21 protein-coding genes are annotated in these 25,625 nt (G+C 71.4%); 4 read left to right on the forward strand and 17 right to left on the reverse strand.

What is annotated here, in order from left to right:
• Positions 1–179: 179 nt before the first annotated feature.
• Positions 180–1,424 carry an MFS transporter gene (locus ACIBD9_RS08580; RefSeq protein ID WP_396715804.1) on the forward strand — a complete coding sequence of 415 codons (1,245 nt, stop codon included), beginning with the start codon at positions 180–182 and terminating at the stop codon, positions 1,422–1,424.
• Between the two features lie 121 nt (positions 1,425–1,545).
• Here ACIBD9_RS08580 and ACIBD9_RS08585 read toward each other — a convergent pair whose 3' ends face one another.
• Entirely contained in the window at positions 1,546–2,934 is a 1,389-nt protein-coding gene (locus ACIBD9_RS08585) for a glycoside hydrolase family 6 protein (RefSeq protein ID WP_396715806.1), read from the reverse strand.
• A 53-nt stretch (positions 2,935–2,987) separates the two neighbouring features.
• Here ACIBD9_RS08585 and ACIBD9_RS08590 point away from each other — a divergent pair, with 53 nt between their 5' ends.
• Both ACIBD9_RS08590 and ACIBD9_RS08595 read left to right on the forward strand, forming a co-directional pair.
• Positions 2,988–3,275 (forward strand): hypothetical protein, encoded by a 288-nt coding sequence (locus ACIBD9_RS08590; RefSeq protein ID WP_396715808.1) that lies wholly within the window; start codon positions 2,988–2,990, stop codon positions 3,273–3,275.
• Between the two features lie 537 nt (positions 3,276–3,812).
• Positions 3,813–4,151 carry a MerR family transcriptional regulator gene (locus ACIBD9_RS08595; RefSeq protein WP_387172534.1) on the forward strand — a complete coding sequence of 113 codons (339 nt, stop codon included), beginning with the start codon at positions 3,813–3,815 and terminating at the stop codon, positions 4,149–4,151.
• Between the two features lie 49 nt (positions 4,152–4,200).
• Here ACIBD9_RS08595 and ACIBD9_RS08600 read toward each other — a convergent pair whose 3' ends face one another.
• The 13 genes from ACIBD9_RS08600 to ACIBD9_RS08660 form a co-directional block, all read right to left on the reverse strand.
• A complete protein-coding gene (locus tag ACIBD9_RS08600; protein WP_396715810.1) occupies positions 4,201–5,178 on the reverse strand; it encodes a carbohydrate kinase family protein in 978 nt (325 codons plus the stop codon).
• A 15-nt stretch (positions 5,179–5,193) separates the two neighbouring features.
• Entirely contained in the window at positions 5,194–6,639 is a 1,446-nt protein-coding gene (ahcY, locus tag ACIBD9_RS08605; protein WP_396715812.1) for an adenosylhomocysteinase, read from the reverse strand.
• A 195-nt stretch (positions 6,640–6,834) separates the two neighbouring features.
• Entirely contained in the window at positions 6,835–8,910 is a 2,076-nt protein-coding gene (locus tag ACIBD9_RS08610) for a multicopper oxidase family protein (RefSeq protein WP_396715814.1), read from the reverse strand.
• A gap of 109 nt (positions 8,911–9,019) precedes the next feature.
• Positions 9,020–9,679 (reverse strand): response regulator, encoded by a 660-nt coding sequence (locus ACIBD9_RS08615; protein ID WP_396715816.1) that lies wholly within the window; start codon positions 9,677–9,679, stop codon positions 9,020–9,022.
• Positions 9,676–10,794, reverse strand: coding sequence for a sensor histidine kinase (locus ACIBD9_RS08620; RefSeq protein WP_396715818.1), 1,119 nt, complete (start codon positions 10,792–10,794; stop codon positions 9,676–9,678). Before ACIBD9_RS08620 ends, ACIBD9_RS08615 begins: the two co-directional genes overlap by 4 nt.
• Positions 10,795–10,905: 111 nt before the next feature.
• Positions 10,906–12,180, reverse strand: coding sequence for a cellulose binding domain-containing protein (locus tag ACIBD9_RS08625; protein ID WP_396715820.1), 1,275 nt, complete (start codon positions 12,178–12,180; stop codon positions 10,906–10,908).
• 211 nt (positions 12,181–12,391) lie between these two features.
• On the reverse strand, positions 12,392–13,537 hold the full coding sequence (locus tag ACIBD9_RS08630) for an alanine racemase (protein WP_396715822.1): 1,146 nt from the start codon (positions 13,535–13,537) through the stop codon (positions 12,392–12,394).
• Positions 13,534–15,132: an IucA/IucC family protein gene (locus ACIBD9_RS08635; protein ID WP_396715824.1), complete on the reverse strand. Its 1,599-nt coding sequence runs from the start codon at positions 15,130–15,132 to the stop codon at positions 13,534–13,536. Before ACIBD9_RS08635 ends, ACIBD9_RS08630 begins: the two co-directional genes overlap by 4 nt.
• Positions 15,129–16,757 (reverse strand): IucA/IucC family protein, encoded by a 1,629-nt coding sequence (locus ACIBD9_RS08640; RefSeq protein WP_396715826.1) that lies wholly within the window; start codon positions 16,755–16,757, stop codon positions 15,129–15,131. Before ACIBD9_RS08640 ends, ACIBD9_RS08635 begins: the two co-directional genes overlap by 4 nt.
• Positions 16,754–17,923 carry an acetyl-CoA carboxylase biotin carboxylase subunit family protein gene (locus ACIBD9_RS08645; protein WP_396716179.1) on the reverse strand — a complete coding sequence of 390 codons (1,170 nt, stop codon included), beginning with the start codon at positions 17,921–17,923 and terminating at the stop codon, positions 16,754–16,756. Before ACIBD9_RS08645 ends, ACIBD9_RS08640 begins: the two co-directional genes overlap by 4 nt.
• 50 nt (positions 17,924–17,973) lie before the next feature.
• A complete protein-coding gene (locus ACIBD9_RS08650; RefSeq protein ID WP_396715828.1) occupies positions 17,974–19,473 on the reverse strand; it encodes an MFS transporter in 1,500 nt (499 codons plus the stop codon).
• Positions 19,470–20,756, reverse strand: coding sequence for an MFS transporter (locus ACIBD9_RS08655; protein ID WP_396715830.1), 1,287 nt, complete (start codon positions 20,754–20,756; stop codon positions 19,470–19,472). The genes ACIBD9_RS08650 and ACIBD9_RS08655 overlap by 4 nt, the downstream gene beginning before the upstream one ends.
• The gene (locus ACIBD9_RS08660) at positions 20,753–21,463 is read right to left on the reverse strand and encodes a siderophore-interacting protein (RefSeq protein ID WP_396715832.1); all 711 of its coding nucleotides are present in this window, start codon (positions 21,461–21,463) and stop codon (positions 20,753–20,755) included. Before ACIBD9_RS08660 ends, ACIBD9_RS08655 begins: the two co-directional genes overlap by 4 nt.
• An 81-nt stretch (positions 21,464–21,544) precedes the next feature.
• Between ACIBD9_RS08660 and ACIBD9_RS08665 the strand changes: the two genes are divergently transcribed.
• Positions 21,545–22,105, forward strand: coding sequence for a GNAT family N-acetyltransferase (locus ACIBD9_RS08665; RefSeq protein WP_396715834.1), 561 nt, complete (start codon positions 21,545–21,547; stop codon positions 22,103–22,105).
• Positions 22,106–22,127: 22 nt separating this feature from the next.
• On the opposite strand, the gene ACIBD9_RS08670 is transcribed toward ACIBD9_RS08665, so the two are convergent.
• The 3 genes from ACIBD9_RS08670 to ACIBD9_RS08680 are packed head-to-tail and all read right to left on the reverse strand — an operon-like array spanning position 22,128 to position 25,417.
• Positions 22,128–22,826: a hypothetical protein gene (locus ACIBD9_RS08670; RefSeq protein WP_396715836.1), complete on the reverse strand. Its 699-nt coding sequence runs from the start codon at positions 22,824–22,826 to the stop codon at positions 22,128–22,130.
• A 24-nt stretch (positions 22,827–22,850) separates the two neighbouring features.
• On the reverse strand, positions 22,851–23,534 hold the full coding sequence (locus tag ACIBD9_RS08675) for a DUF305 domain-containing protein (RefSeq protein ID WP_396715838.1): 684 nt from the start codon (positions 23,532–23,534) through the stop codon (positions 22,851–22,853).
• Positions 23,531–25,417, reverse strand: a complete 1,887-nt coding sequence (locus tag ACIBD9_RS08680) for a sigma-70 family RNA polymerase sigma factor (protein ID WP_396715840.1) — start codon at positions 25,415–25,417, stop codon at positions 23,531–23,533. Before ACIBD9_RS08680 ends, ACIBD9_RS08675 begins: the two co-directional genes overlap by 4 nt.
• Between the last annotated feature and the right edge of the window lie 208 nt (positions 25,418–25,625).

A 25,625-nucleotide genomic window follows, 5' to 3' on the forward strand; every position in this document is an offset into this window, starting at 1 on the left:
AACCCATCCAAGGCGGTTGTGCCTAACCCCTGTTGGCATGCGGATGCGGCTTACTGACGCGGAAAAACGAGGGATACACGTCTGCCTATGCTACCGTCGAAACCTTGTTAGCCGGAATCACGACGCTGCGTGTGTAACGGCTACTTGCTCCACCTCGTCCAAGACCTGGGAGGTAGCCGATGGCGCACCAACGACGAGCGGTCTACGCCCTCGCCGCGTTGTCCGCCGCCACTTTCTGTTACGTCACCACCGAGGTGCTTCCGATCGGGTTGCTCACGCTGATCGCGCCGGACCTGGGTCGCTCCAGGTCCGAGGCCGGTCTGCTGGTGACCGGGTACGCCGTGGTGGTCATGATTGTGGCGCTTCCGCTGACCCGGGTCACTCGGCGTGTGCCCCGGCGCCCGCTGCTCGCTGGCGCCCTCGGTGTGTTCGCCGCGGCGACGACGGTGTCGGCCTTCGCCACCTCCTACGAGGTGTTGCTCGCCGCGCGGTTGGTGTCCGCCACCACCAACGGCGTTTTCTGGGCGGTGGTGTTTCCGGTAGCGATCTCGATGTTCCCCGCGAACATCCGAGGCCGCATCGTGGCCCGGCTGTCGATCGGCAACGCTCTCGGCCCGGTCCTCGGCGTGCCGCTGAGCACCTGGTTGGGCGGGCAGGCCGGGTGGCGGGCGGCCTTCGTCGCGATGGCCATCTTCGGCTTCGTCACGTGCGTCGCGGTCGCCCTGCTCCTGCCGAACGTCACACCACAACAAACTGCGGGAGACATCGGGCCGATGCCGGATCGGCACCGCTTCGTCGTGCTCCTTCTCGCCACCATCCTCGCGGTCACCGGCGCGATGGGCGCGTTCACCTACATGACCGTCTTCCTCCTCGACGTCAGCGGGTTCGCCGCCGCATCTCTCGGCCTGCTGCTGTTCGTTCAAGGCTCGTTCGGCGTCGCCGGAACCTGGGCGGTCGGCCGGTTCCTGGACCGGTCTCCGCTCGCTGTCGTGCTGGTTCTCCTCGGGCTCCTCACCGCCGCGATGCTGGGCCTCTATGGAGTTGGCGCAAGCAAGGTGTTGACGATCCCGTTGCTCGCCGTGGCGGGGATGTCGTTCTCCTCGCTGATCGCGGGAATCCAGCACCGCGTCATGCAGGTGGCCCCGTCGACCACCGACATGGCGTCGGCCAGCCTCAGCGTCGCGTTCAACTTCGGCCTCGCGGCCGGCTCGTTCATCGGCGCGGGCCTGCTGGCGACGGCCGGGGTGCGCGTCATTCCGTTGTTTGGTGGCCTGCTGACGGCCGCGGCGATCGCGTTGCTCGCCGGCCACGAAATTTCCCGCAAGCGAGGGAGAGACCACAAGTCCGACCACAGCAGTTGGTTGGCGCGACAGACCCACAGCCGCGACGTCGAGGAGCCACGGGCCACCAGCGTGCGGACATAGCTGCTGCGGCGTCCCTGGAGCTACCGGGGGCCGAGCGCGACCTGGGCGTTCACCTGGGATGGCGGGGGCGGGCCCGGCGCGGAGAGTGGTTCTCCACGCCGGGCCGCCGTATCCGGTGGGGTCAGCTGGTCACGCAGTCGGCCAACACGCCCGGGCCGGTGCCGGTGCCCTGGAAGCCGAAGGTGGTCGACTGCCGGCCGAGGACCCGTCCGTTGTAGCTCACGTTGGTGAACCCGACGGTTCCGCTGGTGCCGCTGACCTGCGCGTTCCAGGCGCTGGTGACCGCGCCGCCGGGCAGCGGGACGGTCACGGTCCAGCCGTTGATGTCCGACTTGCCGGCGGTGACCGTCACGCTCGCGGTGAAACCGCCAGCCCACTGGTTGACCGCGATCGACGCGTAGCAGCCGTCACCGGCCGGCGGCGTGGTGTTCGGCGGAGGGGTGGTCGGCGGCGTGGTCGTCGGCGGGGTCGTGGTCGGAGGAGTGGTCGTCGGCGGCGGCGTCGTCGGCGGGGTGGTGGTGGGCGGGTTGGGCGCGCCGTTGGCCAGGCTGAAGGCCAGGTCGGGCTGGAACGAACCGGCCGTGAAGCGGCAGCCGTCCGCCTCCCCCGGCGGCTTCACCCACAGGTACGCGTCGATGTTGGCGTCGCCGGTGTTGGTCGTCGGGTACTGCCCGATGCGCCGGTCGGTGTTGTCGTCGCCGCACCAGTCCCCACTGGCGCCTCCGTTACGGCTGGTGTCGATGACCTGGCGCTTGCCCGAGATCCCCATGCCGTTGAGTGCGGAGATGACCGCCCGGCCGAAGTTCGCCTCGCTGGAGGTGGAGTTGTAGTTCGACACGTTGGTGAAGAAGCCGTCGGCGTACTGCACGCCGGCCGCCCGGAGACGGTTGGCCGTCTCACCCGCGCTGTTCCAGGTGGAGTGGCCGCCGTCGAGGTACACCTTGGCGTTGGGGTTGGCCGACTTGATGGTCCGGGTGGCCGTCGAGATCGCCTCGTTGCGCGCGTTGATCTCGGCGCTGCTCAGGCAGGTCAGCAGGGCGAGCGAGTCGGTTTCCAGGATGATGATGACGGTCTGGTTGCCCAGCCCTCTGGCGAAGTTGGACACCCACGTCTGGTACTGGTTGAGGTCCGGCGCCCCACCGGCGCTGGCCCCGCCGCAGTCCCGGTTGGGGATCTCGTAGACGGCCAGCACCGGGATCTGCTGCGCCGCGTTGGCGGCGCCGATGAACCCGGAGACCTCGGACTGCACGGTCGAGGGGTTGAAGTTGGCGAACCAGCGCGCCTGCGGCTGACTTGCGATCTTGTCGCGGATGACGGCCGTCCGCGAGTCGCCGGGGTTGGCGGCGACCCAGCGGACGACGGCCGAACTCGGGTCGCGGTAGAGCGACCCGGACAGCGTGCCGGCGGAGGCGCTGCTGACGGCGAGACAGACGCCGACGGCGGTGGCGCCCGCGACGGCCGCCACGCTGATGGCCGCCGATCTGCGGCGGAGCGAGGAGAGGATAGCCACGACGTGTTGCCTCCAGATCACATAGATGTATCTAAGTTCATGGGAGCGTTCCCATGGACGGTAGCGGAGGCGCGCGCCGCTGCCAAGGTGTCACCACCAAGTACGCCACCGGCAGCAGGACCGCCGAGATCATTGAGCTGAACAGGCCAATCGTCCGCATCCGCGACACGTCGTCGGGCAGCTCGACGCCGGCCACCGACGCCGGGGAGTACGCCAATGCCTCGGACATACCGGCGGCCACGACCAGTGCGGTGCCGGAGGCTCCTCGAGCCCTCCGCTGGCCGCTGGACCTACCGATTACCAGCCAGAAAATCTATGTTCAAACGACTAGACATTCTTGATGGCGGGGGATACTGTTCCTCAAGTCGAGATCAGAGAGTAAAGACGCAGACGGACCGCCCGGCCGTGAGGTCACGACGGGCGCGAGGGTGGGAACTTGGTTCACGGTCCCCGCTCTGGAACGGCAGTAGGGCACGTCAGCCCCGACGTGACGAACGACGGGGCACCGCAGGTGGGGCCAAGGAACCATTCAGGGCTCCAGCTGATGTTCGTCGTACGTGTGCGGGGCCATGAAGTCGCGTGGGGCTCCGACACCGGCGAACCGCACGTCAGCACGGTAAGAAGAGATGCAGAGGAAAGGGAGGGCCGTACACCGTTGGATCGCCCGCCGCTGGCCGTCATTCAGGCCGGGCGGACACCGCAGTTTCCATCGAACGAGAGGTGGTCTCCGGTCACGCATACGCGATCCTCGCACCCGAGGCCGTCGATGACGGCTGGTGCGGATACGACAAACCGACGTTCCTGTCGGCAGATGGTGTTCTGACCCGTAACCCTGGGCCCCGGCGCGAGAGCGCCGGGGCCCTCGACGTGGAGGTGACATGGGGCGAAACCCCGAAGACATGTTCGGCGACGAGGACTACCCCGCCTACACCATCGGCCAGGCCGCGGAGATGCTCGGCACCACGCAGGACTTCCTGCGCCGCCTGGACGAGGCGAAACTGATCGACCCGCACCGCTCCAGCGGCGGGCACCGCCGCTACTCGCGCTACCAGTTGCGCCTGGCCGCCCGGGCCCGCGAGATGGTCGATGACGGCACCGCCCTGGAGGCGGCCTGCCGGATCATCATCCTGGAAGACCAACTCGAGGAAGCGCTCCGGCAGAACCAAGAACAGCAGCGCGGACCGCGCCGGCAGGATGAGCGGCCCGCCGTCGAGTGACTGCCGCCCGTGTGCGCGGGCGCCGCGTTCGTCTTGGCCGGCTGGCCCGTCAGACCCGGGCCAGCCCCAGCGCGCGCACATCGACCGCGACGTCGGGGCCGTAGGAGTCGGCGATGCGGCCCTCGAAAGCGTCGGCGTCGACCGTGTATTCCTGCGGGCCCTCGACCTCCAGCACGTGCGCCGCCAGGACGCAGCCCACCTGTGCCGCACGCTCGATGGGCAGGTCGGCGGCGAGCGCGGCGAAGAAGCCGGCCCGGAAACCGTCGCCGACGCCGGTCGGATCGACGATGCCGCCCACCCGCGCCGCCGGCACCAGGAAGTCGCCGTCCCGCCCGGTGATCCGTACCCCGTTGGCGCCCAGGGTCACGACCCGCACGCCAACGCGGCGCAAAATGTCGTCTTCGCTCAGCCCGGTCTTCGACTCCAGCAGCGCCGCCTCGTACTCGTTCGTCAACAGGTAGCTTGCGCCGTTGATCATCGCCTCGATGTCGGCCGACGGCATTCGGGCCAGCTGCTGTGACGGGTCGGCGGCGAAGGGCAGGCCCAGTCGGCGGCAGGCGGCGGCACGGGCGAGCATCGTGTCCGGGTTCTCTGCGGCGACGATGACGAGCCCGAGCCCACCGGCGCGCGCCGCGACACCGTCGAGGCTGATCCGGTCGGGCTCGCCCATGGCACCGGGGTAGAACGACGCGATCTGGCAGAGGTCGGTGTCGGTGGTGCAGATGAACCGGGCGGTGTGCGCGACGGAGCTGACCTGCACCTCCGAGCAGTCGACCCCGTGGCCCTCCAGCCAGCTGCGGTAGTCGCCGAAGTCACCACCGACCGCGCCGAGCAGCACCGGCCGGTGCCCGAGTTGGGCGAGCCCGAAGGCGATGTTGGCCGCGACCCCGCCGCGCCGGACGACGAGGTCGTCGACGAGGAACGAGAGCGAGACGGTGTCGAGGCTGCCGGCGATGAGTTGCTCGGCGAACCGCCCCGGGAAGCGCATCAGATGGTCGGTCGCGATCGAGCCGGATACGGCGATCATGCGGGGCGAGCCCTCTCAGTAGCGGTAGTGGTCGGGCTTGTAGGGCCCTTCGACCGGGACACCGAGGTAGTTGGCTTGTTCCTTGGTCAGTTCGGTGAGGCGGACACCAAGCGCGTCGAGGTGGAGACGGGCGACCTTCTCGTCCAGGTGCTTGGGCAGGGTGTGGACACCGACCGGGTACTGATCGGTGCTGGTGAAGAGCTCGATCTGCGCGATGGTCTGGTTGGCGAAGCTGTTCGACATCACGAAGCTCGGATGCCCGGTGGCGTTGCCCAGGTTCAACAGCCGCCCCTCGGACAGCACGATGATCGAGTGGCCGTCCGCGAACCGCCACTCGTCCACCTGCGGCTTCACCGTGATCCGCTCGACGTCGCCGCGTTTCGCGAGACCGGCCATGTCGATCTCGTTGTCGAAGTGGCCGATGTTTCCCACGATCGCCTGGTGCTTCATCCGCGCCATGTGCTCGTTGGTGATCACGCTGAAGCAGCCCGTCGCGGTCACGAAGATGTCCGCGGTCTCGACCACGTCATCGATGGTCGCGACCTGATAGCCGTCCATCGCCGCCTGCAGTGCGCAGATCGGGTCCACCTCGGTCACGATGACCCGCGCACCCTGACCACGCAGACTCTCGGCGCAGCCCTTGCCGACGTCGCCGTAGCCGAACACGACCGCGACCTTCCCGCCGATCAGCACATCGGTGGCCCGGTTGATCCCGTCGATCAACGAGTGGCGGCAGCCGTACTTGTTGTCGAACTTGCTCTTGGTCACCGAGTCGTTCACGTTGATCGCCGGGAACAGCAGGTTCCCCGCCTGCTGCATCTCGTACAGCCGGTGCACACCGGTCGTGGTCTCCTCGGTCACTCCCTTGATCCCGGCGGCGACCCGCGTCCAGCGGCGGTTGTCCTCCCGCAGCGACCGCGTCAACACGCCGAGGATGACCTCGTACTCCTCCGAGTCGGCGCTCTCCGGCGACGGGACCGCCCCGATCGCTTCGAACTCGGCACCTTTGTGCACCAGCAGCGTGGCGTCACCACCATCGTCGAGGATCATGTTGGGCCCCTGCCCGTCCGGCCAGAGCAGCACCTGCTGGGTGCACCACCAGTACTCGTCGAGGGACTCGCCCTTCCAGGCGTAGACCGGCACACCCGCCGGGGCGTCCGGGGTGCCGGTCGGGCCCACCGCGACCGCTGCCGCCGCGTGGTCCTGGGTGGAGAAGATGTTGCAGGACGCCCACCGGACCTGCGCGCCGAGCGCCACCAGCGTCTCGATCAACACGGCCGTCTGGATCGTCATGTGCAGCGAGCCGGTGATCCGCGCGCCCTTCAACGGCTGCCGCGAGGCGTTCTCCCTCCGGATCGACATCAGACCCGGCATCTCATGCTCGGCCAGCTCGATCTCCTTACGCCCGAAGGCCGCCAACGATAGATCCGCCACCTTGAAATCGCTGAAGTCGCCAGTCATGTCCGCACCCTCCCGCACCAGTGTCGAGGACCGTTGGAGTCCCGTTCAACCGCGCCCGTGCTCCACACACCGGGCCCGCCAGGGGCCCGGGTGTGTGGAGCAAGCGCCGTCAGGAGTTGCGGCTGGCCGTGTCGACCCGGGCGTACGAGCAGGTCGGCCATCGAGGCCCGGTGGAGGAAGGCTCGACAGGCCCGCCTACTCCGGCTGGTTGGGAGTGCGGCGCCCCAACTCGTAGGGGGATGTCACGCCCTCGTAGGCGAGGTGCATCACCATGCCGTTGGCTGCGTGGTCGAGGTTGTGGCAGTGGTCCATCCAGAGCCCCGGGTTGTCCGCCGTGAAGGCGATCTCGTAGATCTGGCCGGGGATCACGTCGAGGCTGTCGATCCACCAGGGCGACCCGGTTGCCCGGACCCCGTTTCGGGACAGCACCAACGCGTGGTGGCCGTGCAGGTGCATCGGGTGGTTCTGGTGGCTGCGGTTGACGATCCGCACTTTGACCTGGTCGCCCATCCGGACCATCAGCGTCGGAGTGTCGGGGAAGCTGTGCCCGTTGATGATCGGCACCAGGTGCAGTCCGCCGTTGTAGAAGGACAGCCGGTCGTCGAGGAGATGGGTGAACGAGCGGTCGTACGACGAGCCCGCGTCGAAGGGCCGGGATCCTCCGGAGCCGTACGAGAGCGGGTCGAACTGGTCCCCGTCGTCGACGACCTTCGGCGTCGAGGTGTCACCCGGTGGCGCCAACACCAGCCCGCCGTCGCGGTTGGCGAGGTCGGTCAGGCGTACCGGGCCCGCCGGCATCGTGAACGTCACGTCGTAGCGTCCACCTGTCGCCAGCCCGAACCGCGGGTCGGTCAGCGGGGTCGGGCCGTTGACGTCGATCCCGTCGATCGCCGCGACCCGCACCGGCGTGCCAGTGACCGTAAGAGACCGCGGACGGCTGTCGGTGGACGGGTTGTTGTCGGTGTTGATCAGGCGCAGCCGCACCGGCGTGCCCGGGGCGACGTCCTGGCGCTGCAAGGTGTCGCTGGTGCCGAACGAGACGATGTTGTCGTCCGGCGTACGCCACTCGTGGGCCTGCACGACGAAGTCCCGCTCGCCGGGTGGTGGGCCGTCACGCGGCTCGACGATCAGCGCGCCGAACAGGCCCCGTCGGATTGCCTCCAGCGGGTTCTGGTGGGTGTGGTACCAGAAGGTGCCGACCTGCTCGGCGACGAACCGGTAGGTGAAGGTGCCGCCCGGCTCCACCGCGTTCTGCGTCGCGCCCGCCACGCCGTCCTCACCGTTGGGCACGTCGAGGCCGTGCCAGTGGATCGTCACGTTCTCGTCGGGGATCTCGTTGTGCAGCGCCACCTCGACGAGGTCGCCCTCACGGACCCGCAGCTCCGGCCCGGGCGACTCCCCGTTGTACGTGAGCGCGTCGACCTCGGTGCCCGACGACAGCCGTACCGTGGCCTTCTTCGCGGTCAGGGTGAAGGCCTTGTTGGGCTTGCCGGTCCGTGGCCCGCGCAGGTCGTCGACGGAGGTGCCGCCATGACCGCCGTGACCGATCGAGGGGCCGCCGCCGTAGTCGACGTTGTCGTGGGACGTCATGGACATCCGGTCGGGCAGCCGGCTGCTCTGGGCCGCGTAGGTGACGCCGGCGGCGACGACGAGGACCGCGACGGCGGCCTGCGAGGTGGCGCGCAGGACGCTGGCACGTCGGCCACGGCGCGCGAAGTCGGTCGCGGTGACAATCCGCAGGCGACGCCCCTGCCAGAGCCACAGCACCAACACCGACAGCAGGATCGGCGCCGCGTGGGTCGCGATGTCGTCGAGGTAGGACGGGACCGGACGGGACACGTACGCGAAGTAGACGCCGACGACCGTCGCCACGGCCGTCACCTGGACCGGCACGACAAAACGGGGATTGGCGGCGGCGGAGCGCGTCTCGGCGTCGACCGGCGCGTCGTCGCGGTTGGCCAGGGCGCGCAGGCCCGGCACGGTCCAGACGGCGACCGCCAGCATCGGCAGCAGCAGGAGCGGCATCTGCACGATCACGCGATTGTCGGCGAAGATCCAGTCGACGGCGAGCATCAGCCCGATCGCGACGCCCTTGACGACCAGCACCACAAGCGCGGCGACGAGCAGACGCCGCAGCCGACGGGCGCTCTTGCGCAGCGCCTCGGGCGTCGGCCGCCAGGCCAGCCGCGTGGCGAGGATCGCCGCGGACAGCCAGATCAGGATCAGGACCCCGGCCAGGATCCCATCGGCGTTCTCTCCGACCTCAAACATGGCGCAAACATACGAACGACGCGTACCCCACCACATCCGTTGCTGAGCGGCAGGGTCGTACGGCGATCGCCGTAGCCGGCACCGCCCGCGAAACAAGGGCCGTAGTTAGCTAGCCGCCGGGCGCGACGAGCCCGGTCTGGTAGGCGAGGACGACGAGTTGCGCGCGGTCGCGGACGCGGAGCTTGACCATGGCCCGGTGGACGTGGGTACGGGCCGTGGCGGGGCTCATCGACAGTCGGCGCCCGATCTCCTCGTTCGTCAGCCCGCTGGCCACCAGGCTCATCACCTCGCGCTCGCGGTCGGTCAACACCGCCAGCCGGCCGCCGTCGACAGGCGTCGGCGCGACCTTGCTGACGAACGCGCTCACCAGCCGACTCGTTACCCGCGGTGAGATCAGCATGTCGCCGCCGGCCACCACCCGCACCGCCTGGCGCAGCTCGTCGGGCTCGATGTCCTTGAGCAGGAACCCGCTCGCGCCGGCGCGCAGCGCCTCGAAGACGTACTCGTCGAGCTCGAAGGTGGTCAGGACGATGACCCGCACGGCCGGGAACCGCTCGACGATCGCGGCCGTGGCCCGCACGCCGTCGAGTACGGGCATCCGCACGTCCATCAGCACGATGTCCGGCCGGGTCGCGGCGACCATCTCGACAGCCTGGGCGCCGTTGGACGCCTCACCGACCACCTCCAGGTCGTCGCTGTGGTCGAGCAGGCCCCGGAAGCCGGCCCGCACGAGCGTCTGGTCGTCCGCCAGCACCATCCGGATCGTCACGCTGTCTCCTCCACCTCGACCGGCAGCCGCGCGGCCACTCGGAACCCCCCGCCCTCCGGCCGGGGCCCGGCCTCGAGGGATCCGCCGGCCGCCGTGGCTCGTTCCCGCATGCCGGCCATCCCGTGCCCTCGCCGGCTCGCCCCGGCGCCGACCCCGTCGTCGACGATCTCCACCGTGACGGCGCCACCCGCGTAGGTGATGGTGACGTCGACGGTCGTCGCTTCGGCGTGTTTGACCGTGTTGGTGATCGACTCCTGCACGATCCGGTAGACCGAGAGCGCCACCTCCGGCGGGATCGGGCGCGGGGTGCCGGCGATCCCCGACCGCACCTTCAAGCCGGTCTGCTCGGCGACCGCGAAGACACGGGCCAGGTCGGGCACCTCCCCGGCGTCGCGGAGCATGCCGATCGCCGAGCGGACCTCGTGCATCGCGTCGCGCGCCGCGCCCCGGATGCTCCGCAGCGCGGCCCGCGCCTCGGCCGGCTTGCTGTCGAAGATGTCGTCGGCGAGGCTCGCCTGCACACTGATCGCGGCGATCGTGTGGCCGAGTACGTCGTGGACCTCGCGGGCGATGCGCAGCCGCTCCTGGGCGACCTCGTGTTGACGCTCCTGGCGCATGACGGCGAGACGCTGTTGTGCCTCGGCCAGACGGATCCGGCGGGTGCGGATCGTCTCGGCGAGCAGCACCACGGCCGCGAGCAGCGAGCCCTCTTCGAGGGTGGCCGAGAGGGCGGGGAAGAACCCCTCGCCGAGCAGCGCGTACCGCATGATCAGCTCAAGGACGACGAAGAACCCGGCGACGACGAGCGCCCAGGTGAACCGGCCGGCGGCCGCGACGGAGAAGAGAGCGGCGGCCAGCGGAAGGGCTGGCGGGATGCCCGGGTACTCGAGCGCGTAGTAGATCATCAGCGCGGTGACCGAGCCGATGAGCACCAGCAGCGGCCAGCGACGCCGGACGACCAGCAGGAGCCCGATCACCGCGCCGATCGCGTAGGCGCGCGCGTCCGGCGGCCGGGCACCGGGCTCGTCGGCGACCCGGATCGCCACCGCCACCACGGCCGCGACGACGATCGCGATGAGGGCATCGATCGCGATCCGTCGGATGGCCGGGTTCATGTCCGCAACGGTACGACGCGCGCACGGTCCGTTAGCGAGGCCCCTTCCCAACCGGAAACCGTCAGCAAGGGGCCCGGAGCCACTCGGCTCCGGGCCCTCATCCTGCCCCGGTCAGGGGCTGGTGCAGGTGACGTTGCCGGGTGCGGTGGCACCGTTGCCCGTGGCGGTGAAACCGAAGTTGGTCGAGGCGTTCGGGCCGACCGTGCCGTTGTAGGCGGCATTCCTGACGGTGACACTGCCGGTGGTGCCCGTGTTGGTGCCGCTCCAGAGGCTGCTGATGGCCTGACCACTGGCCAGGGTCAGACCGACGGTCCAGCCGTTCAGGGGCGCGGTGGAGTTGTTGGCCACTGTCACCTCGGCCTGGAAGCCGCCGGGCCAGGTGTTGAGCGTCCGGTAGGTGGCGGTGCAGGTGCCCGGTTCGCCGGTCGGCGGCGGGGTGGTCGGCGGCGGATCGGTGGGCGGCGGGGTCGTCGGAGGCGTGGTCGACTCGAACTGGCTGAAGAACCTCCAGATCTCACCCGAGGTCCAGGTCCGCGAGTCGTTGGGGCTGCCCGACCCGTCGACCGGGCTGGGGGTGTGGTCCCCGTCGAACGCCGCCCACTGCACCGGGTAGCCGGCCCGGCATCCCGCGTACGCGGTGGTGATGTGGGTGAGGCTGCCCCGGCTCGGTTCGCGCGGGCTCTGCGCGGTGCAGCCGTTGTTGCGCACGAACGTGTCGCGCAGCTGCCGACCCTGGGAGATGTTCAGCACGCTGTCGTAGATGCCGTGGATGCCGAAGTAGGCGACGGGCTGGGTGCCGCCGTTGCATCCGCTGAGGTTGGCGCCGGATATGACGGTGACGGCGCGGATGATCGTGGGCCGGGCGCAGGCCACCGCGTAACTCATAGCCCCGCCGTAGCTCCAGCCCAGGGCGAACCGCTGGGTGGTGTCCACGCAGAGGTCGTTCTCGATCTGCCGGGAGATGTCGTCGAACAGGGTCAGGTCCCGCCCGTTGGTGTTGGCCCAGCCGGCGTCGAGACCCTGGGGCGCGACGAAGATCGTGCTGTTGTTCGACAGCGGCTGGAGCCCGTAGTAGCCGGCCGAGGTGACGTTGTTGGCCGAGCCGTTCAACCAGTGGAAGCCGAAGATCAGTCGGTAGGGGTGGTTCCGGTCGTACCCGTCCGGGATCCGCAGGTTGTACGTACGACTCTGGCCGCTGCTCTGAATCGTGCGCGTCCCGCTGGCGAGTGTCGGGGCCTTGCCGCAGCCGGCGGTCGCCGCGAGGGTGCCGTTGGTCGCGGCGACCGCCGTCGCACCGAAGCCGCCGCTCAACGCACCGCCGGTGGTGGCCGCGAGCAGAAGCGCCGCGGCCGCGATGGATGGGAGGAAAAGTTTGCGTTTCAGCATGGATTGGGCTCCTTGCCGTTGGGCGACCGTCAACGGTCGCCTGGCATCGACGGGGGCCCGGACTGGTCACCGACCGGGAAGGCGGCGGGAGGGGTGCAGCCCTCGGCACGTCTTCGCCGACCGGCTCAGGTGACCGGGAGCGTGCCCTTCACTCCCGGCTGAAAGATAGCATGTTATCGATAACACAACGGGCCGATCGCGCCTCTCGCGCTCACGCCCCGAGCGGCCGGGCCGCCCACTCGGCGGCCACTTCTTGCAGGTCACCGGTCCGGAAAAGCGGAGGATCGTGCAGCAGGAAGTCACGGTGGCTGATGTTCCAGGCGTACGCGCCAGCCATGGCGAAGGCCAACACGTCACCCACCCCGATCGGCCCGGCGGTGGCCGACCGGGACAGCACGTCCTTCGGGGTGCAGAGTTGCCCGACCACGGTGACCGGCCCGCCGTCGGTGCGGGGGCCGCCGGCACCGCGTCGCGGGTGCACGGTGAATGGCTGCGCGTGCCCCTTCGCCGCCGGGGTCCGCAGGTGGTGCGTCCCGCCGGCCACCACCACGAACCACTCGCCGTAGGAGCGCTTCACGTCGATGACCTCGGTGAGGTACGCCCCACAGTGGGCGGTGACCGACCGGCCCGGCTCGATGCGCAACCGCACTGCCGGGTAGCTGTCCAGGACGTCCGTCAGGGCCCGGCCGTAGCCCTCCCAGTCGAACCGCGCGGCCGGGTCGGTGTAGTCGACGGTCATGCCGCCGCCGACGTCGACCTCGGCGGCGTCGACCTCGGCCACCGCCCAGCGCACCACGGCGGCGGCCACCGTCGCGGCGAGCGGCGCGTCCAACCCACTGGCCAGGTGGGCGTGGATTCCGCGTACGTCGATGCCGGCGGGCGGGCGGCGGGCGCACGCGACCGCGTCGGCCGGGTCCATGCCGAACGGGCTGGGTCCACCGCCCATGACCAGGCTCGCACCCGGTGCGTCGACCGGCAGGTTCACCCGCAGCAACACCTGGGCCGACCGGCCCGCGGCGGTGGCCAGCGCGCCGAGTCGCGCCAGCTCGGCGGGCGACTCGACGTGGATGCGGTGCACCCCGGCGGCGAGAGCGGCGGCGAGGTCCGCGTCGGTCTTGCCCGGCCCGGCGTACGCGGCCGGCGCCCGCCCCGGCAGCACCTCGGCCAGCCTCCGCAGCTCGCCCCGGCTCGCGGCCTCGAACCCGTCGACGATCGGGGCGAGGGTTCGCAGCACGCCGGGATCCGGGTTGGCCTTCACCGCGTAGAGCAGCTCGACCGGCCGGGGCAGCGCCGCCCGGATGGCCCGGGCCTGCACGGCCAGCGCGTCGAGGTCGTGGACGTAGACGGGTCGGGTCACCGTGGCCCACCCATCGGGTTCGGCACCGGCACGAACGGTGCGGCCCGGTCGGCGTCGCGCCGCCACCGGACCAGCAGGTTCGCCTTGGCCAGCAGCGGCTCCCCGGACAGCAGCGCGCGCAGCTCGGCCGGCTCACCGAGGTCGGCGGACACCGTCTCGACGACGCCGCGCAGCTCCTGCCACAGGCGTCGTTCGATGCCCGGTCGCGCGTCGGCGAGGGCCCCGCTGATCCCGCCGAGGTGGTTGACGAACAGGCAGTAGACGATCCGGCGGTGGGCGGCCCGGGGACCGTAGCGGACCTGCGCCGGGACGCCGTCCGGCCAGGTGCCCCACCGCTCGGCGTCCAACTTCACCCCCTCCAGGTCGCGTAGCAGCATGCGTACCGGGCGGCGGTCCCGGTCGAGCACGACGACCACGTTCTGCAGGTGCGCCTCGTGCACGACGCCGTGGCTGAGCCAGCCGCGCAGCACCGCCGGCACCAGCAGGCCGACGTACGCGCGCCACCAGGCCACCGGATCCGGTGTCACCATCGGCGTCGCGGCCAGCGCCGCCGCCAGCACCGGGGTGTCGCCGGGACGCAGGTGCGGGCGCAGACCGCCGCGCAGGATCGTCCCGTACGCCTCGTCCGGGCCGGGGACGTCGACCGTGCGGTAGGCGGGCTCGGCGAGCAGCCCCACCCCGTCCGGCAACGGCACCCCGGCCAGCAGGTCGGTAAGCGCCACCGCGCCGGTGAGTTCGTAGCGGGCGTTCTTACGCAGGCAGTTGGTGATCCGCACGTGCAGGCTGGTCTTCACGAACAGGTCGGCGTCGGGTGCGTAGAGGGTGCGGACGCTGGCCGTCGGCCGTACCGGCACACCGGCCGCCCCCAGGTCGCGCAGCCGTGGGTGGGTGGGCGGGGCCAGCGACAGCTGCCAGGGGTGCACCGGCAGGACGCGGTGCCCACGCGGGGGCCGTGGCGGGTCGAGGGCGGCCACCAGCGGGTCGAAGGGCCCGGCGTCGGCGACCAGGTCGTCCGGTACGGCGAGCCAGTGCAGCCGGAACGCGGTGCGCAGCTCTGGCGCGTACGCCCGCCAGCTGTCCGGGTCACCGCTGCGCCATTTCGGGGTGGGGTGGTGCGGGTGGCCGAAGACAAGCGACTGCTCGGAGTCGACGTACGCGTCGATGGCGGGCTCACCGGTGGGGGTCGGGTCCTCGGCCGGTCGGTCGGCCAGCAACCGGGCCACGGTGTCCCGGCTGGCCCGGACCTGCTCGACGAACTCGTCGTTGGTCAGGCCGGTACGTGTGGTGAGCTCCGCCGCGACCAGGGCGGCCAACCCGTCCGCGTCCAGGTCTGCCCACCGTTCGCCGCCGGTGCTGCGTTGGACCGGGCCGGTGTAGCGGTGCGCGCCGAGCGGCGAGACTCGCGCGACCTGGCAGCGCACGGTGACGTCGAGGTGCCGCAGCAGCAGTCGTACCGCACCGTCGACCACTGTCTGGGTGCCGTCCGGCGGGGTCAGCTCGCGCAGCAGGCAGCCGAAGACGGCGTGGGCGGCGGCCAGGTCGGCGCGCTGACCGGTGTCGGTGGCCGGCCGGGAGCGCAACTGCGCGCTCGTCATCGTGTCTCCCGGAGGTAGTTCGGGCCGGTACGCAGGTAGTACTTGTTGATGTCGGCGCAGCCCAGCCGTTGTTTGGGCAGCAGGGTGCCGGCGGTGAGCATCGCCTTGATGGGCAGCTGGGTGGCGTGCAGGACCCGTTCGGTGAAGGTCCGCGCCGCCGGTCCGTCGCCCCACCGGTCGCGGGCGGCGGCGAGCCGGGGCACCAGCGCCTCGGCGGGTGTCGGCACGGGCAGACCTCGGGCGGCCAGGGCGACCAGGGGCGCGGCGGCGGCCAGGTGCAGGGTGATGGTGATGAACACGTCGGCCAACTCCTGCGGGTCACGCACCCACATCCGGTCGTCGTGCAGCTCGATGCCGCTCGGGCCGTCGTGCCGCGCGTCGAGCCGGGCGCCGTCGTTGTCCTTGTAGAGCAGGCCGACCGTGCCGTCCGGGTGCACCAGCAGGTGGATGTTCTGCGGGTGCGCCTCCAGGGCGATCCCGTGGCGTAGCCAGAGGAAGACGTGCCAGTCGAGCAGCAGGTCCAGGTAGGACTCCAGCAACGCGACGGGCCGCTGCGGGCTGACCCGTTCCAGGACCGTGCCCGCCACCGGGTCGGCAGCCGCGAGGGCCGCGACCGGCACCACCTGGACGCCGGCCAGGTCGCGCGGAAACCGGCGCAGCAGGAAACCGCGCCGCTCGTCTCCGTCGACGTGCGCCCAGGTGCTCTCGTCGGCGTGCCGGATCCGACCGGCGAAGCGGGGTTCGGCGGTGGCGATCCGGTCGAGCAGTGCGGCGACGGCCGCGCCGTCGGCGAGCGAGCCCGGTTGCAGCGTGCGTCGGTTGCGCGCGCCGAGGCTCGCGGTCGGCAGTGGCAGTTTGACGTGCAGGTACGGGTCGTCCTCGAACGCCACCGTCCGCATGGAGAGGGTGGGTCGCACCGGGGTCACCGGCAGGTCGGCCACCGGGAGCGCGTCGCGCGACACGGTGATTGGATGCGCCGGCAGCAGCAGTTGGTCCGGTCGCGGCGCGCGCGGCCACCACGAGGGGAGGTCACCCGCGAGCCGGACGTCCTCGGCGGGTACGGCGTACCAGCGCAGCGCGAAGCGTGGGGCGTGCTCCGGGGCGTACCGGAGCAGTTCCTCGTCGCGGAGACCGTGCCGGCACCTGTCGGTGGGGTAGACGGGGTGACCCTGGTGGGCGGCGAGCACGTCGTCCAGCAGTGCCGCCGGCAGGCCGGCCGGGGTGTGCGCGCGTTCGGCGGTCACCTCGGTGAGCACCCGCGCCCGGTTCCGGGCGGCGAGCCGGCGGGCCCGCAGGTCGGCGCGGCACTCGACGCCGAAGTCCCGCCAGCCGGCCTCGGCCTCGGCGTTGCCGTGCGGGGCGAGCAGTGTCAACAGCCCTTCCAGCGTCTCCGTACGCTGCGGGTCGCCGTCGCCGACCACCAGCAGCACCACCGGCGCGGCGCTGCGCAGGGCCTGCTGGAACCCGTCCGCCCGGACCGGAATGCGCAGCAGGCCGGCGGGGTGCGGCACCTGCCACCAGTCGGGCCCGTCCGGTCGGCCGGCGCTGCGCAGGCCGAGGTGGTCCTCGCGGAGCAGGGCGTCGAGCACCCGGGCGAAGACCTCCCGCTCGCAGTCGTCGCTCACTCGACGATGGTCCACTTGAGGCCGCCGCGGAGGTCGGCCAGCGACTGCCGGACGGTGCGCTCGTCGGGGCCGATCCCGTGCAGCACGGCGAGGTAGTCGCGGTTCGTGCCGGTGTGCTCGGCGGTGCGGCCCACCTCGCGCAGCGGATGGCAGCCCAGCCGGACGTCGCCGTGGACGGTGTCGAGCGGGCCCGGTGCGGCGACGAGGCGGCCGGACCGGTCCGCGCAGACGTACTCGACCTGGGCGTAGCGGTCGACGGTGTGGGGCAGGCCGAGGGCGGCCAGCGGCTCGCCGAGGTGCAGCCGGATGACGTACTCGAACAACGGCACACCGAGCAGGTCGGCGAGGATCAGGTCCATCCGGTCGCCAATGAGGCGGTAGTTCACCTCGATGAGCCGGACCCGGCCGTCGGAGATGACGTACTCGGTGTGGCAGGCGCCGAAGCCGACCCCGAGCGCGTCGAGCCGCGCCCGCAGCTGGGTGCGCGCCTGCTCCGTCGGGGGCGACCAGGCGAGGCTCTCCTCGGTGAAGGTCGGTGGCGGGCCGAGGCCGGTGCGCCACCCGCCCAGGGAGGCCAGCTCGGTGCCGTCCCCGAGGGTCTCGAAGGTCCGCAGCTCGCCGTCGAGGTACTCCTCGACCACCAGGGCAACGTCCGGCCGCCGTCCACGGATCTCGGCCACCCGAGCGACCAGCTCGGCGTGGTCGGCCACCAGGTAAGCGTCCTCACTGGCCACTCCCTCGCGGGGTTTGACCACCGCCGGGAACATCCCGCTCGGCACCTCTGGCGCGGCGCCGGGGTCGACGGTGACGGTGCGTACCAGATCGAGGCCCGCAGCGGCGACCGCCCGGCGGGCCGCGGCCTTGTCCTTGCAGACACGGGCGGCGTCCGGGTCCTTGCCGGGCAGGCCGAGCTTTCGGGCGGCGATCGCGGTGGCCTCCTGGAGATGGTCGCTGTTGGACAGTAGCGCCAGCGGTCGGGTCGGTGCCGCCGCCGCGACCACAGCGGCCGCATCGCGGACCGCGCACCGCGCCACACGCACGTCCGCCGGCCATTCGCCCGGCCGGTCGGTCAGCACGGTGGCCGACAGCCCGAGCGACGCCGCCGCCGGGAGGAACCCGTCCAGGACGGCGTTGGTGGGGTTGAGCGCGGTCAGGTAGAGCCGCATACCGCCTCCGTCGACTACCACGATGTCACTATTAGGGTAGCCTACCCTTATTAGGCGGATTTGGTGCGGTCTGCCCGGTGTAGCAACCCGGCGGCCACCAGGCCACCGACCAGCACCCCGACCGCGCCCACCAGCTGCCCCGTCTCCAGCGCCGAGGCGAAGGCGACCGTCACGGCCTCCCGTTCGGCCCCTTCGCGGGCGGCGGCGAGAGCCGCCGGAAACGATCCGGCGCCGGCCAGGGCCGCCGGCAGCAGCGCCGCGAACCGGGCGTTCAGCACGGCACCCAGCACCGCGATGCCGAGGCTGCTACCTACCTCCGTCATGGTGCCGTCGACCCCCGCGCCCGCACCGGCCTTGGTCGCCGGAATCGCGCTCATCACGGCCTCGACGATGGCCGGGTTGGCCACCGCGCAACCGACACCCATGACGAGCAGCCCGACCAGCAGCACCACGTACCCGTCGGACGGAAAGAGGGTGACCAGCGCGAGACCAGCCGCGAGCAGCGTCATGCCAACGGCGATGGCAACCGCCAGGCCGAGCCGACGGATCACGCTCGCGACGACACCACTGACGTTGAGCAGCACGATGGACAGCGCGAACGGCGCCATCCGGAGCCCGGCCTCCCAGGCGGGATAACCCCTGACGAACTGGAGGTGCTGGGTGAGCAGGAACAGCGCTCCGGTGGCGCCGAACGTGATCAGCACGACCCCGGAGATCGCACCGACGAAGCGCCGGTCCCGGAAGAAACCCATGTCCAGCATCGGGTGCGCGGTCCGTCGCTCCCACCGCACGAAGATCCCGAGCAGGAGTACGCCGACAACCGCGGCGCCGAGCACCTCGGTCGACGCCCACCCGCGCTCCGGGCCGGAGATGATCGCCCAGACCACCGCGGTCAGGCCGGCGGTGGAGAGTACGGCGCCGAGCACGTCGAGTCGGCCGCCGGCCGGTCCACGGGACTCGGGCACCAGCGCGCGACCGACGAGCTGGCAGACCAGCACGATCGGCACGTTCATCAGGAAGATCGCACCCCACGGCAGGTGCGCGAGGATCGTGCCGCCGATCGGTGGCCCGATGGCGAAGCCCAACGCGCTGGTGGCGGCCCAGATGCCGATCGCCCGGGACCGCTCGGCGGTGTCGAAGACCTGCATGGCCACCGCGAGCGTCGCGGTGACCAGCAGCGCGCCACCGACACCCATCCCGGCCCGCGCGGCGATCAACTGCCCGCTGGTGCTGGCGAGACCGGCGGCCAGCGAACCGACCCCGAACAGGACGAGCCCGGCGAGCAGCATCCGGCGGCGGCCGTACCGGTCGGCGGCGCTACCAGCCGTCAGCAGCAACCCGGACAACACCAACGCGTACGCGTTGATCATCCATTGCACCTCGGCGGTGCTGGCACCCAACTCGGTGGTGAGCACCGGCACCGCCACGGTCAGCACGGTGTTGTCCAACACCACGACCAGTTGCGCGACGCACAGCACGGCAAGAATGAGCCATCGCTGTGGCAGTCGTGCCGGTGTCGCGGTGTCGGTGGCCGGCTGGACGGTGGTCACGCCACCGCCTTGGCGCCGTCCACTGCGGGCTGCTCGGCCGCCGGGCCGACGGTCGGCTGCTCGGCCGCCGGGCCGGTGGTGGGGCCGGGCCGGTGCGGGAACCGCCGCTGGTGCGCGAGGCCGAGAGCGACGCCGCCGGCCACCAGCACGATGGCCGCGACCGCGACCGACGGGTAACCGACCCGGTCGGCCGCCGCGAGACCGATGGACGCCGCCACGAACGAGCAGACCAGGCCGAACGACGACAGGACGGTGAAGTCGGTGCCACCGGTGTCGGGCCGCGAGTAGTCCATGTTGACCGTGTAGAGCACGACGTTGGCGATGGTGTACGCCACCATGAAGCAGCAGAGCGCGGCGACCGTCCCGCCCAGCGGCGCGCGGCCGTTCATCAACGGCAACAGCAGCAACGTCGACACGGTGAGCGCCACGCCGCCGGCCACGAGCACGCCCCCGCGCCCGAACCGCCCGATCCCGAGCCCCGCGACCAGACCCGCCACGATGGCCGGCGCGCTGGTCACCACGCCGGTGACGACGCCGATCCGGCCCAACGACCAACCGGCGTCGACCAGAGCCGGGGTGACCAGGGCGTACGCCATGCCCGCGCCGACGTAGACCAGCGGCACCACACCGAACGTCCACCACCGGCAGCCCGGCTGGCCGAACACCGACAGCAGCGCCCGGTAGGCCGCGCCGACCCGCTCCACCCGATCGGTACGGGGAGGCTCCCGGAACCGCCACACCACCAGCAGGCCGACCGCCGTCATCGCGGCCAGCAGGCCGATCGCCGGCGCCCAGCCGAACTGGTCGTAGACCAGGACGCAGGCTCCGCCACCGAGCAGGTTGCCGAGGTAGCTCGCGGCGACCTGGATGCCGTTGCCGGTCCCCCGGGCCGACTCGGCGAGCATCCGGACCGCGACGGCGTCCACGGCGATGTCCTGGGTGGCCGAGAAGAACACGTACGCGGCGCAGATCGCGATGATCGGGCCGAGCGCGTCGGCCGGACTGGAGAACGGCAGCAGCGCCAGCAGGGCGAGCACCAGGGCGGTCTGGAGCACGAGCAGCCAGGAGCGGTAGTGGCCGCGGTGGCGTGAGCCGTACCGGTCGAGGATGGGCGCCCAGAGGAACTTGATGGGCCAGATCAGGCCGACGATCTGCAACAGCGCCAGCGTGTCCAGCGAGGTGCCACCGTCCCGCAGGATGGCGGTGAGCCCGACGGTGATGAAGCCGACGCCGAGGTACTGGGTGACGTACAGCGCGGTCAGGGTGCCGAGCCGGCCCTTCATGCCGCTTTCCAGTAGCCGAGGGAGGTCAACCGGTCCTTGTCGACGCCAAGCGTCTTGCGGAGGTGTCGGGTGATGCCCCGGGTGGTGGCCGCCTCGCAGGCCACCCAGTAGTGGCCCGTGCCGCTGGTCGGCAGGGCTGCGCAGACCGTGTCGACGAGATGTTGACCCTCGTCGCGCCGCGGCACCCAGGTGACGTCGTGGTGCGCCCGGGCCCGCAGTGCGAGCGCCTTCTCGCCCTCGTGGGCGTACTCCAGCCAGACCGTCGCCGGGATGTCGGCACCGGCGTCGAGCAGGCTGTTCACCGCGGGCAGGGAGGCCGCGTCGCCGATCAGGTAGAGGTGCTCGGGCGCGGGGTCGGGGAGTTCGAACGCGCTGCCCTGAACGGTCGCGCTGATGGTGTCGCCGACCTTGGCCGTGGTGGCCCAGCGGGCCGCACAGCCGTCATGGATGGCGAATTCCAGGGTGAAGCGGCCGGTGGTCGGGTCGGGGTCCACCAGCGTGTACGCGCGCTGGTGGGCCCGGCCGTCGTTGTCGAACCACAGCCGGATCCACATGGTGGGGTGCACCCCGCACGTCTCCAGCAGCCCACCCCCGTCCAGGAGGAGCCGCTGGTAGTGCCCGTCGATTGACTCGGTGCTCAGGACGGTCAACCGAAAGTCCCGACCTCCCATGGCCTTGAGGACCAGGGCCTCCCAGTTCCGTTTCACGCACCCCTCCAGGTAAGGTCATCCTTGGTTAGGGGAGGTTAACCTAAGTTGCGCCCCGGATGGAACAGAGGACAGCGCCCGATGACGTACCAGGAGAAGATCGACGGTCTCGGCGAGCTGTCGTTGGTGACCGTGGACCCGGAACGGGACGCCGCCCTCCTGCACGGTTGGGTGACCCTCCCCCGCAACTCCTTCTGGGGCATGGGTTCGCACACCCTCGAAGAGGTACGCGAGATCTACGCCTTTGTGGACAGTCTGCCGACGCACCACGCGTACCTGATCATGGTCGACGGGGAGCCGGTAGGCCTCTTCCAGAGCTATCAGCCCGAGGCGGACCCGGTCGGCGAGCGCTACCCCGTCCAGCCCGGCGACGTGGGGATGCACCTGCTGCTCAGCCCCGACCGACGCCTCCCCCGGAGCCTCACCAACGCGGTCGCCCCGGCCGTCGCCCGCTTCCTGTTCCGCGACCCGGCCGCGCAGCGGATCGTGGTCGAGCCGGACGTCCGCAACCACCTCGCCCTACGCCGACTGGAGATCGAGGGCTTCACCTTCGACTCGGAGATCGACATGCCGGACAAGCGGGCCCAACTCGCGTTCCTGACGCGCGCCCGGTTCACGGCGCGACACCCGACGCCGGCCTGACCACCGGCGCGGCCGGCGACCCTCAGCTGTTGGCGTTCCAGAAGCCGACGAGGGTGGCGGTCCACCAGGCGAGTTGCGAGATCGTGGCGGCGGCGACGCCGGGCAGCAGGATGGACCAGGACGGCCTGCCTCGCACGGCCACGAGTCGATCCCGGACCCGGCCGAGGAACAGCCCGTTGACACCGACCACCAGCACGGCGAGCAACTTGACCCAGACCAGCCCGGACGACGTGTCCGGCCCGAGGGCGGCCCCACTGGCGAGCAGGCCCACCAGGCCCAGCCAGATGAGCAGGTGCGCGCCGCGTGCGGCGGTCAGCACCGTGCCGAGCGGTTCCCGGCGCAGTAGCCAGCGGAGGCTGAACCAGTCCACCGTCAGCACCGCGCCGAAGCCCACCACGAGGCAGGTCAGGTGGCAGAAGAGGGCAACCATCCGCGCGCCCGGCGAGAGGGTGACGTGCGGCGCGACGAGGATCGCGAGCAGCCACCCGAGACCGACAGTCAGAACCGAGGCGACGACCGCGGGGCGGCCGGCGGCGCGACGGTGGCCACCGCGCCAGCCCGCCGCCGACGCCGGGGCGACCGCGTCCGGCGGCGATGCGCTCGGGGGCCGGTGCGTCGCACGCCGGGCCGGACGGACGGCGTCCGACGTGACGGCACGGTGGGCGGGGCGGGACGCCCGGGACGGGGTACGGAGGTCGGCGTGCAGGTCAGACGTCCGCATCGGCCGATTTCCTGGGCCGCACGGTCAGCCGCCCGGTGCGGCGGTGGACGCCCCGGGCCGGTTGTCCAGCGCGCTCAGCTCGGCAGCCCGCGCCTGCTGGATCCGGCCGGCGAGCGCCTTCAGCTCCGGGCTTCCCCCGGCATCCTGCTCACCCCGGCACAGCACCACGGTCTGGGCGAGGTGCGCCCGGATCAGGGCAGCCGCCCGGGACGGCACCTCGGCGTCGGCCGCGGCACGCAGCTCGGCGAGGCGGGCATCGGTGACCATGCCGGGCATCTGATGCCCCTCGTGGATGTTCAGCTCCGGCACGTTGCCCGCCGCCAACAGCCCACGCAGGTCCCGCAACTCTGCCTCATGAGTCTTCCGGAGCTCGCCGAGGAGGGCCCGCAGCGACGGATCCGCGTCCGCCGGGCGGGTGTCGAGCTGATCGATCAGCGCGAGGGCGCCCTCGTTCATCGGGATCAACAGTTGGATGAAGGCGTCGTCGGTGCCGTTGAGTACCACCGGCGCGGTCGGCGCCGCAGCGGCCGACGAGGCTGCGGCCGACGACGGCGCGGGTGCCTGCTCGGTGCGGCCCCACCCCTGGCTGAGACCGACGGCCAGCGCCGTGGCGACCAGGGTCGCGACCACACCGACCAGCCGCCCGGCCCGGACGCGAGGCCCCGGGCGCTCCGCGATCTGCTCGTCCACCCGTTCGCCAGTGCTCAACGGGCGGCCTGGAACGCGCGGCCGACCACTGTCGCCTGGGTTCCGTCGCTGAACAACCCGGACCGGTCCTTGTCCGTGGCGGGTAGCCCGAACCAGGCGTAGCGCTGCAGGTAGGGAAGCTGGCCGAGCATGGCGGTGGCCGCCGTGAGGAAGGCCGCCTGCTGCTCCTGACTGGGAAACTGCGCACCGCCCGCGCCGAAGCGCATCAGCGCGAACTCGGTCAGCCAGATCGGCTTGCGGTACCGCTGGTAGACGGCCTGTAGGTACTGCCGGAGCTGGGCCACCGCCGTGGCGGTGGTGAAGTCGGCGCCGAACCAGTGCAGCGTGATGAAGTCCACCCGGTGGCCACGGGCCTGGGCGCCGGTCATGAACCGGTCCAGCCAACCCTGCGGGTCCGGCCCGCCCCAGGCGACCGCGGGGCTGCCCAGTTTGCTGCCCGTCGCCATCAGCTGCGGCCACAGGTCCAGCGCCTGCTCGACGGTCATGTTCGCCTGCTCGGGCAGGTCCGGCTCGTTGAAGGTGAGCAGGTACGGCCCGGCGGCCTTGGCCCGGGACAGCTCCGCGGCGGTGACGTTCTCCGCGCTGCGGATCATCGGCACGAACGTCGCACCGCGCGGCGTGCTGATCCCCGGGTGCTGGGTGCCCCAGGTGTAGTACCAGCTGGCCTTGGAGTTCGCCAACGCCTGACTGGCCCCGGCGAAGTTCCACACCCCGACGCCCTTGCGGGTGGAGCTGACCGCCGGCGCGACCGGAGCCTTCGACGAGGGTCGTGCGCTCGGCGAGGGCGCGACGCTCGGGGCGGCGACGGCGGTGGGCGCAGCAGACGGCGGCGGCGCCGCCCACGAGGGGGCGGACGGCTCGTCCGGCAGGATCACCACAGCCATGGTGATGGCCAGGACGGCGGCGGCCACCCCGGCGGCGAGGGACGGCACGAGGCCGCGGGGCCGGTTCACCGCGAGGTCGACGACGCGTTGGCCGCCGCCCGCATCGCTGGACACTCCACCGGGTGGGGTCGGGCCGGCGGAGTGTCCGACCGTCGGGCTCGGCGGCGCGACGGCCTGCGCGGCGGCGGCGGGGGCGGCCGCGTTCGGCAGGTGGGCGCCGAGACCCGCCGGCAGCGGCAGCAGCGGCAGGCCGGCGAGCAGCCGGTCGATCGGCAGCAGCGTCGTTCCCAGCCGTCCACAGAACGCGCAGTCGCGGACGTGTCGAGCCAGTCGCTTGCGCCACAGTGAGCTGGGCGTGCCGTCCCACTCGGCGGTCACGGCGCCCAGGTCCGGGCAGCCGGGGCGGGCGCGGAGCGCGCGTACGACGCCGCGGGCGCTCTGGATCTGCTCCTTCATCCGGTGGATCCGCACCGCGACGTGCCCGGGTGACAACCCGAGCGCGTCGGCGACCTCGTTCCGGGTGATCTCGCCGGTCTCCTCCAACCACCACAGCGAGAGCAGTTCCTGGTCGTCCGGGTCGAGCCAGCGGGTGGCCTCGGCGACCTCGCGTCGTTGGTCGGTGAGGCCGAGCCGGAGGATTGTCATCCCCGCGAAGTCGGAGGCGGGGTCGGGCACGTTGTGGATCACGTCGAGCCCGGCGTCACGGTTGAGGGCGACGCGGCGGCGCGTCTCCCAGTCACGTACCTGGCGGATGGTGATCGCCACCAGCCAGGAACGGTATGCCGCCGGGTCGTTGAGCGCGGGCAGGTACCGGATCACCCGTACCAACGTCTCCTGGACCACGTCGTCGACGTCGGCGTGCCCGCGCAACGCGCGCCCGACGATGTTGTAGACCAGCGGGAGTGAGGCCGCGACGACGTCGTCGAGAGCGCGCTGGTCGCCCTGCCTGGCCGCGACGACCAACCCGACATCGGGCAGTGCTCGACCGGCTGACGACATGGGTCTCACTCCTCGTGTGCTCATCCGCGCGGCGCCCACGCTGGGTGCGCTGACCGCCCTCAAGATCGGAGACTCGCGGCAGCGGGTGGGATTACAGAATTCCCGGGCGGCCGGTTCGCCACAAGCGACGCGGGTCCGTCGGCGGCGCATAAGAGGTGGCGGCGCCGGGTATGGTGCGGGGTGTCGGTGTCGCCGGGTGCTCGCCCGT

This window comes from Micromonospora sp. NPDC050784, from assembly GCF_044456765.1.
Classification (GTDB): domain Bacteria; phylum Actinomycetota; class Actinomycetes; order Mycobacteriales; family Micromonosporaceae; genus Micromonospora; species Micromonospora foliorum.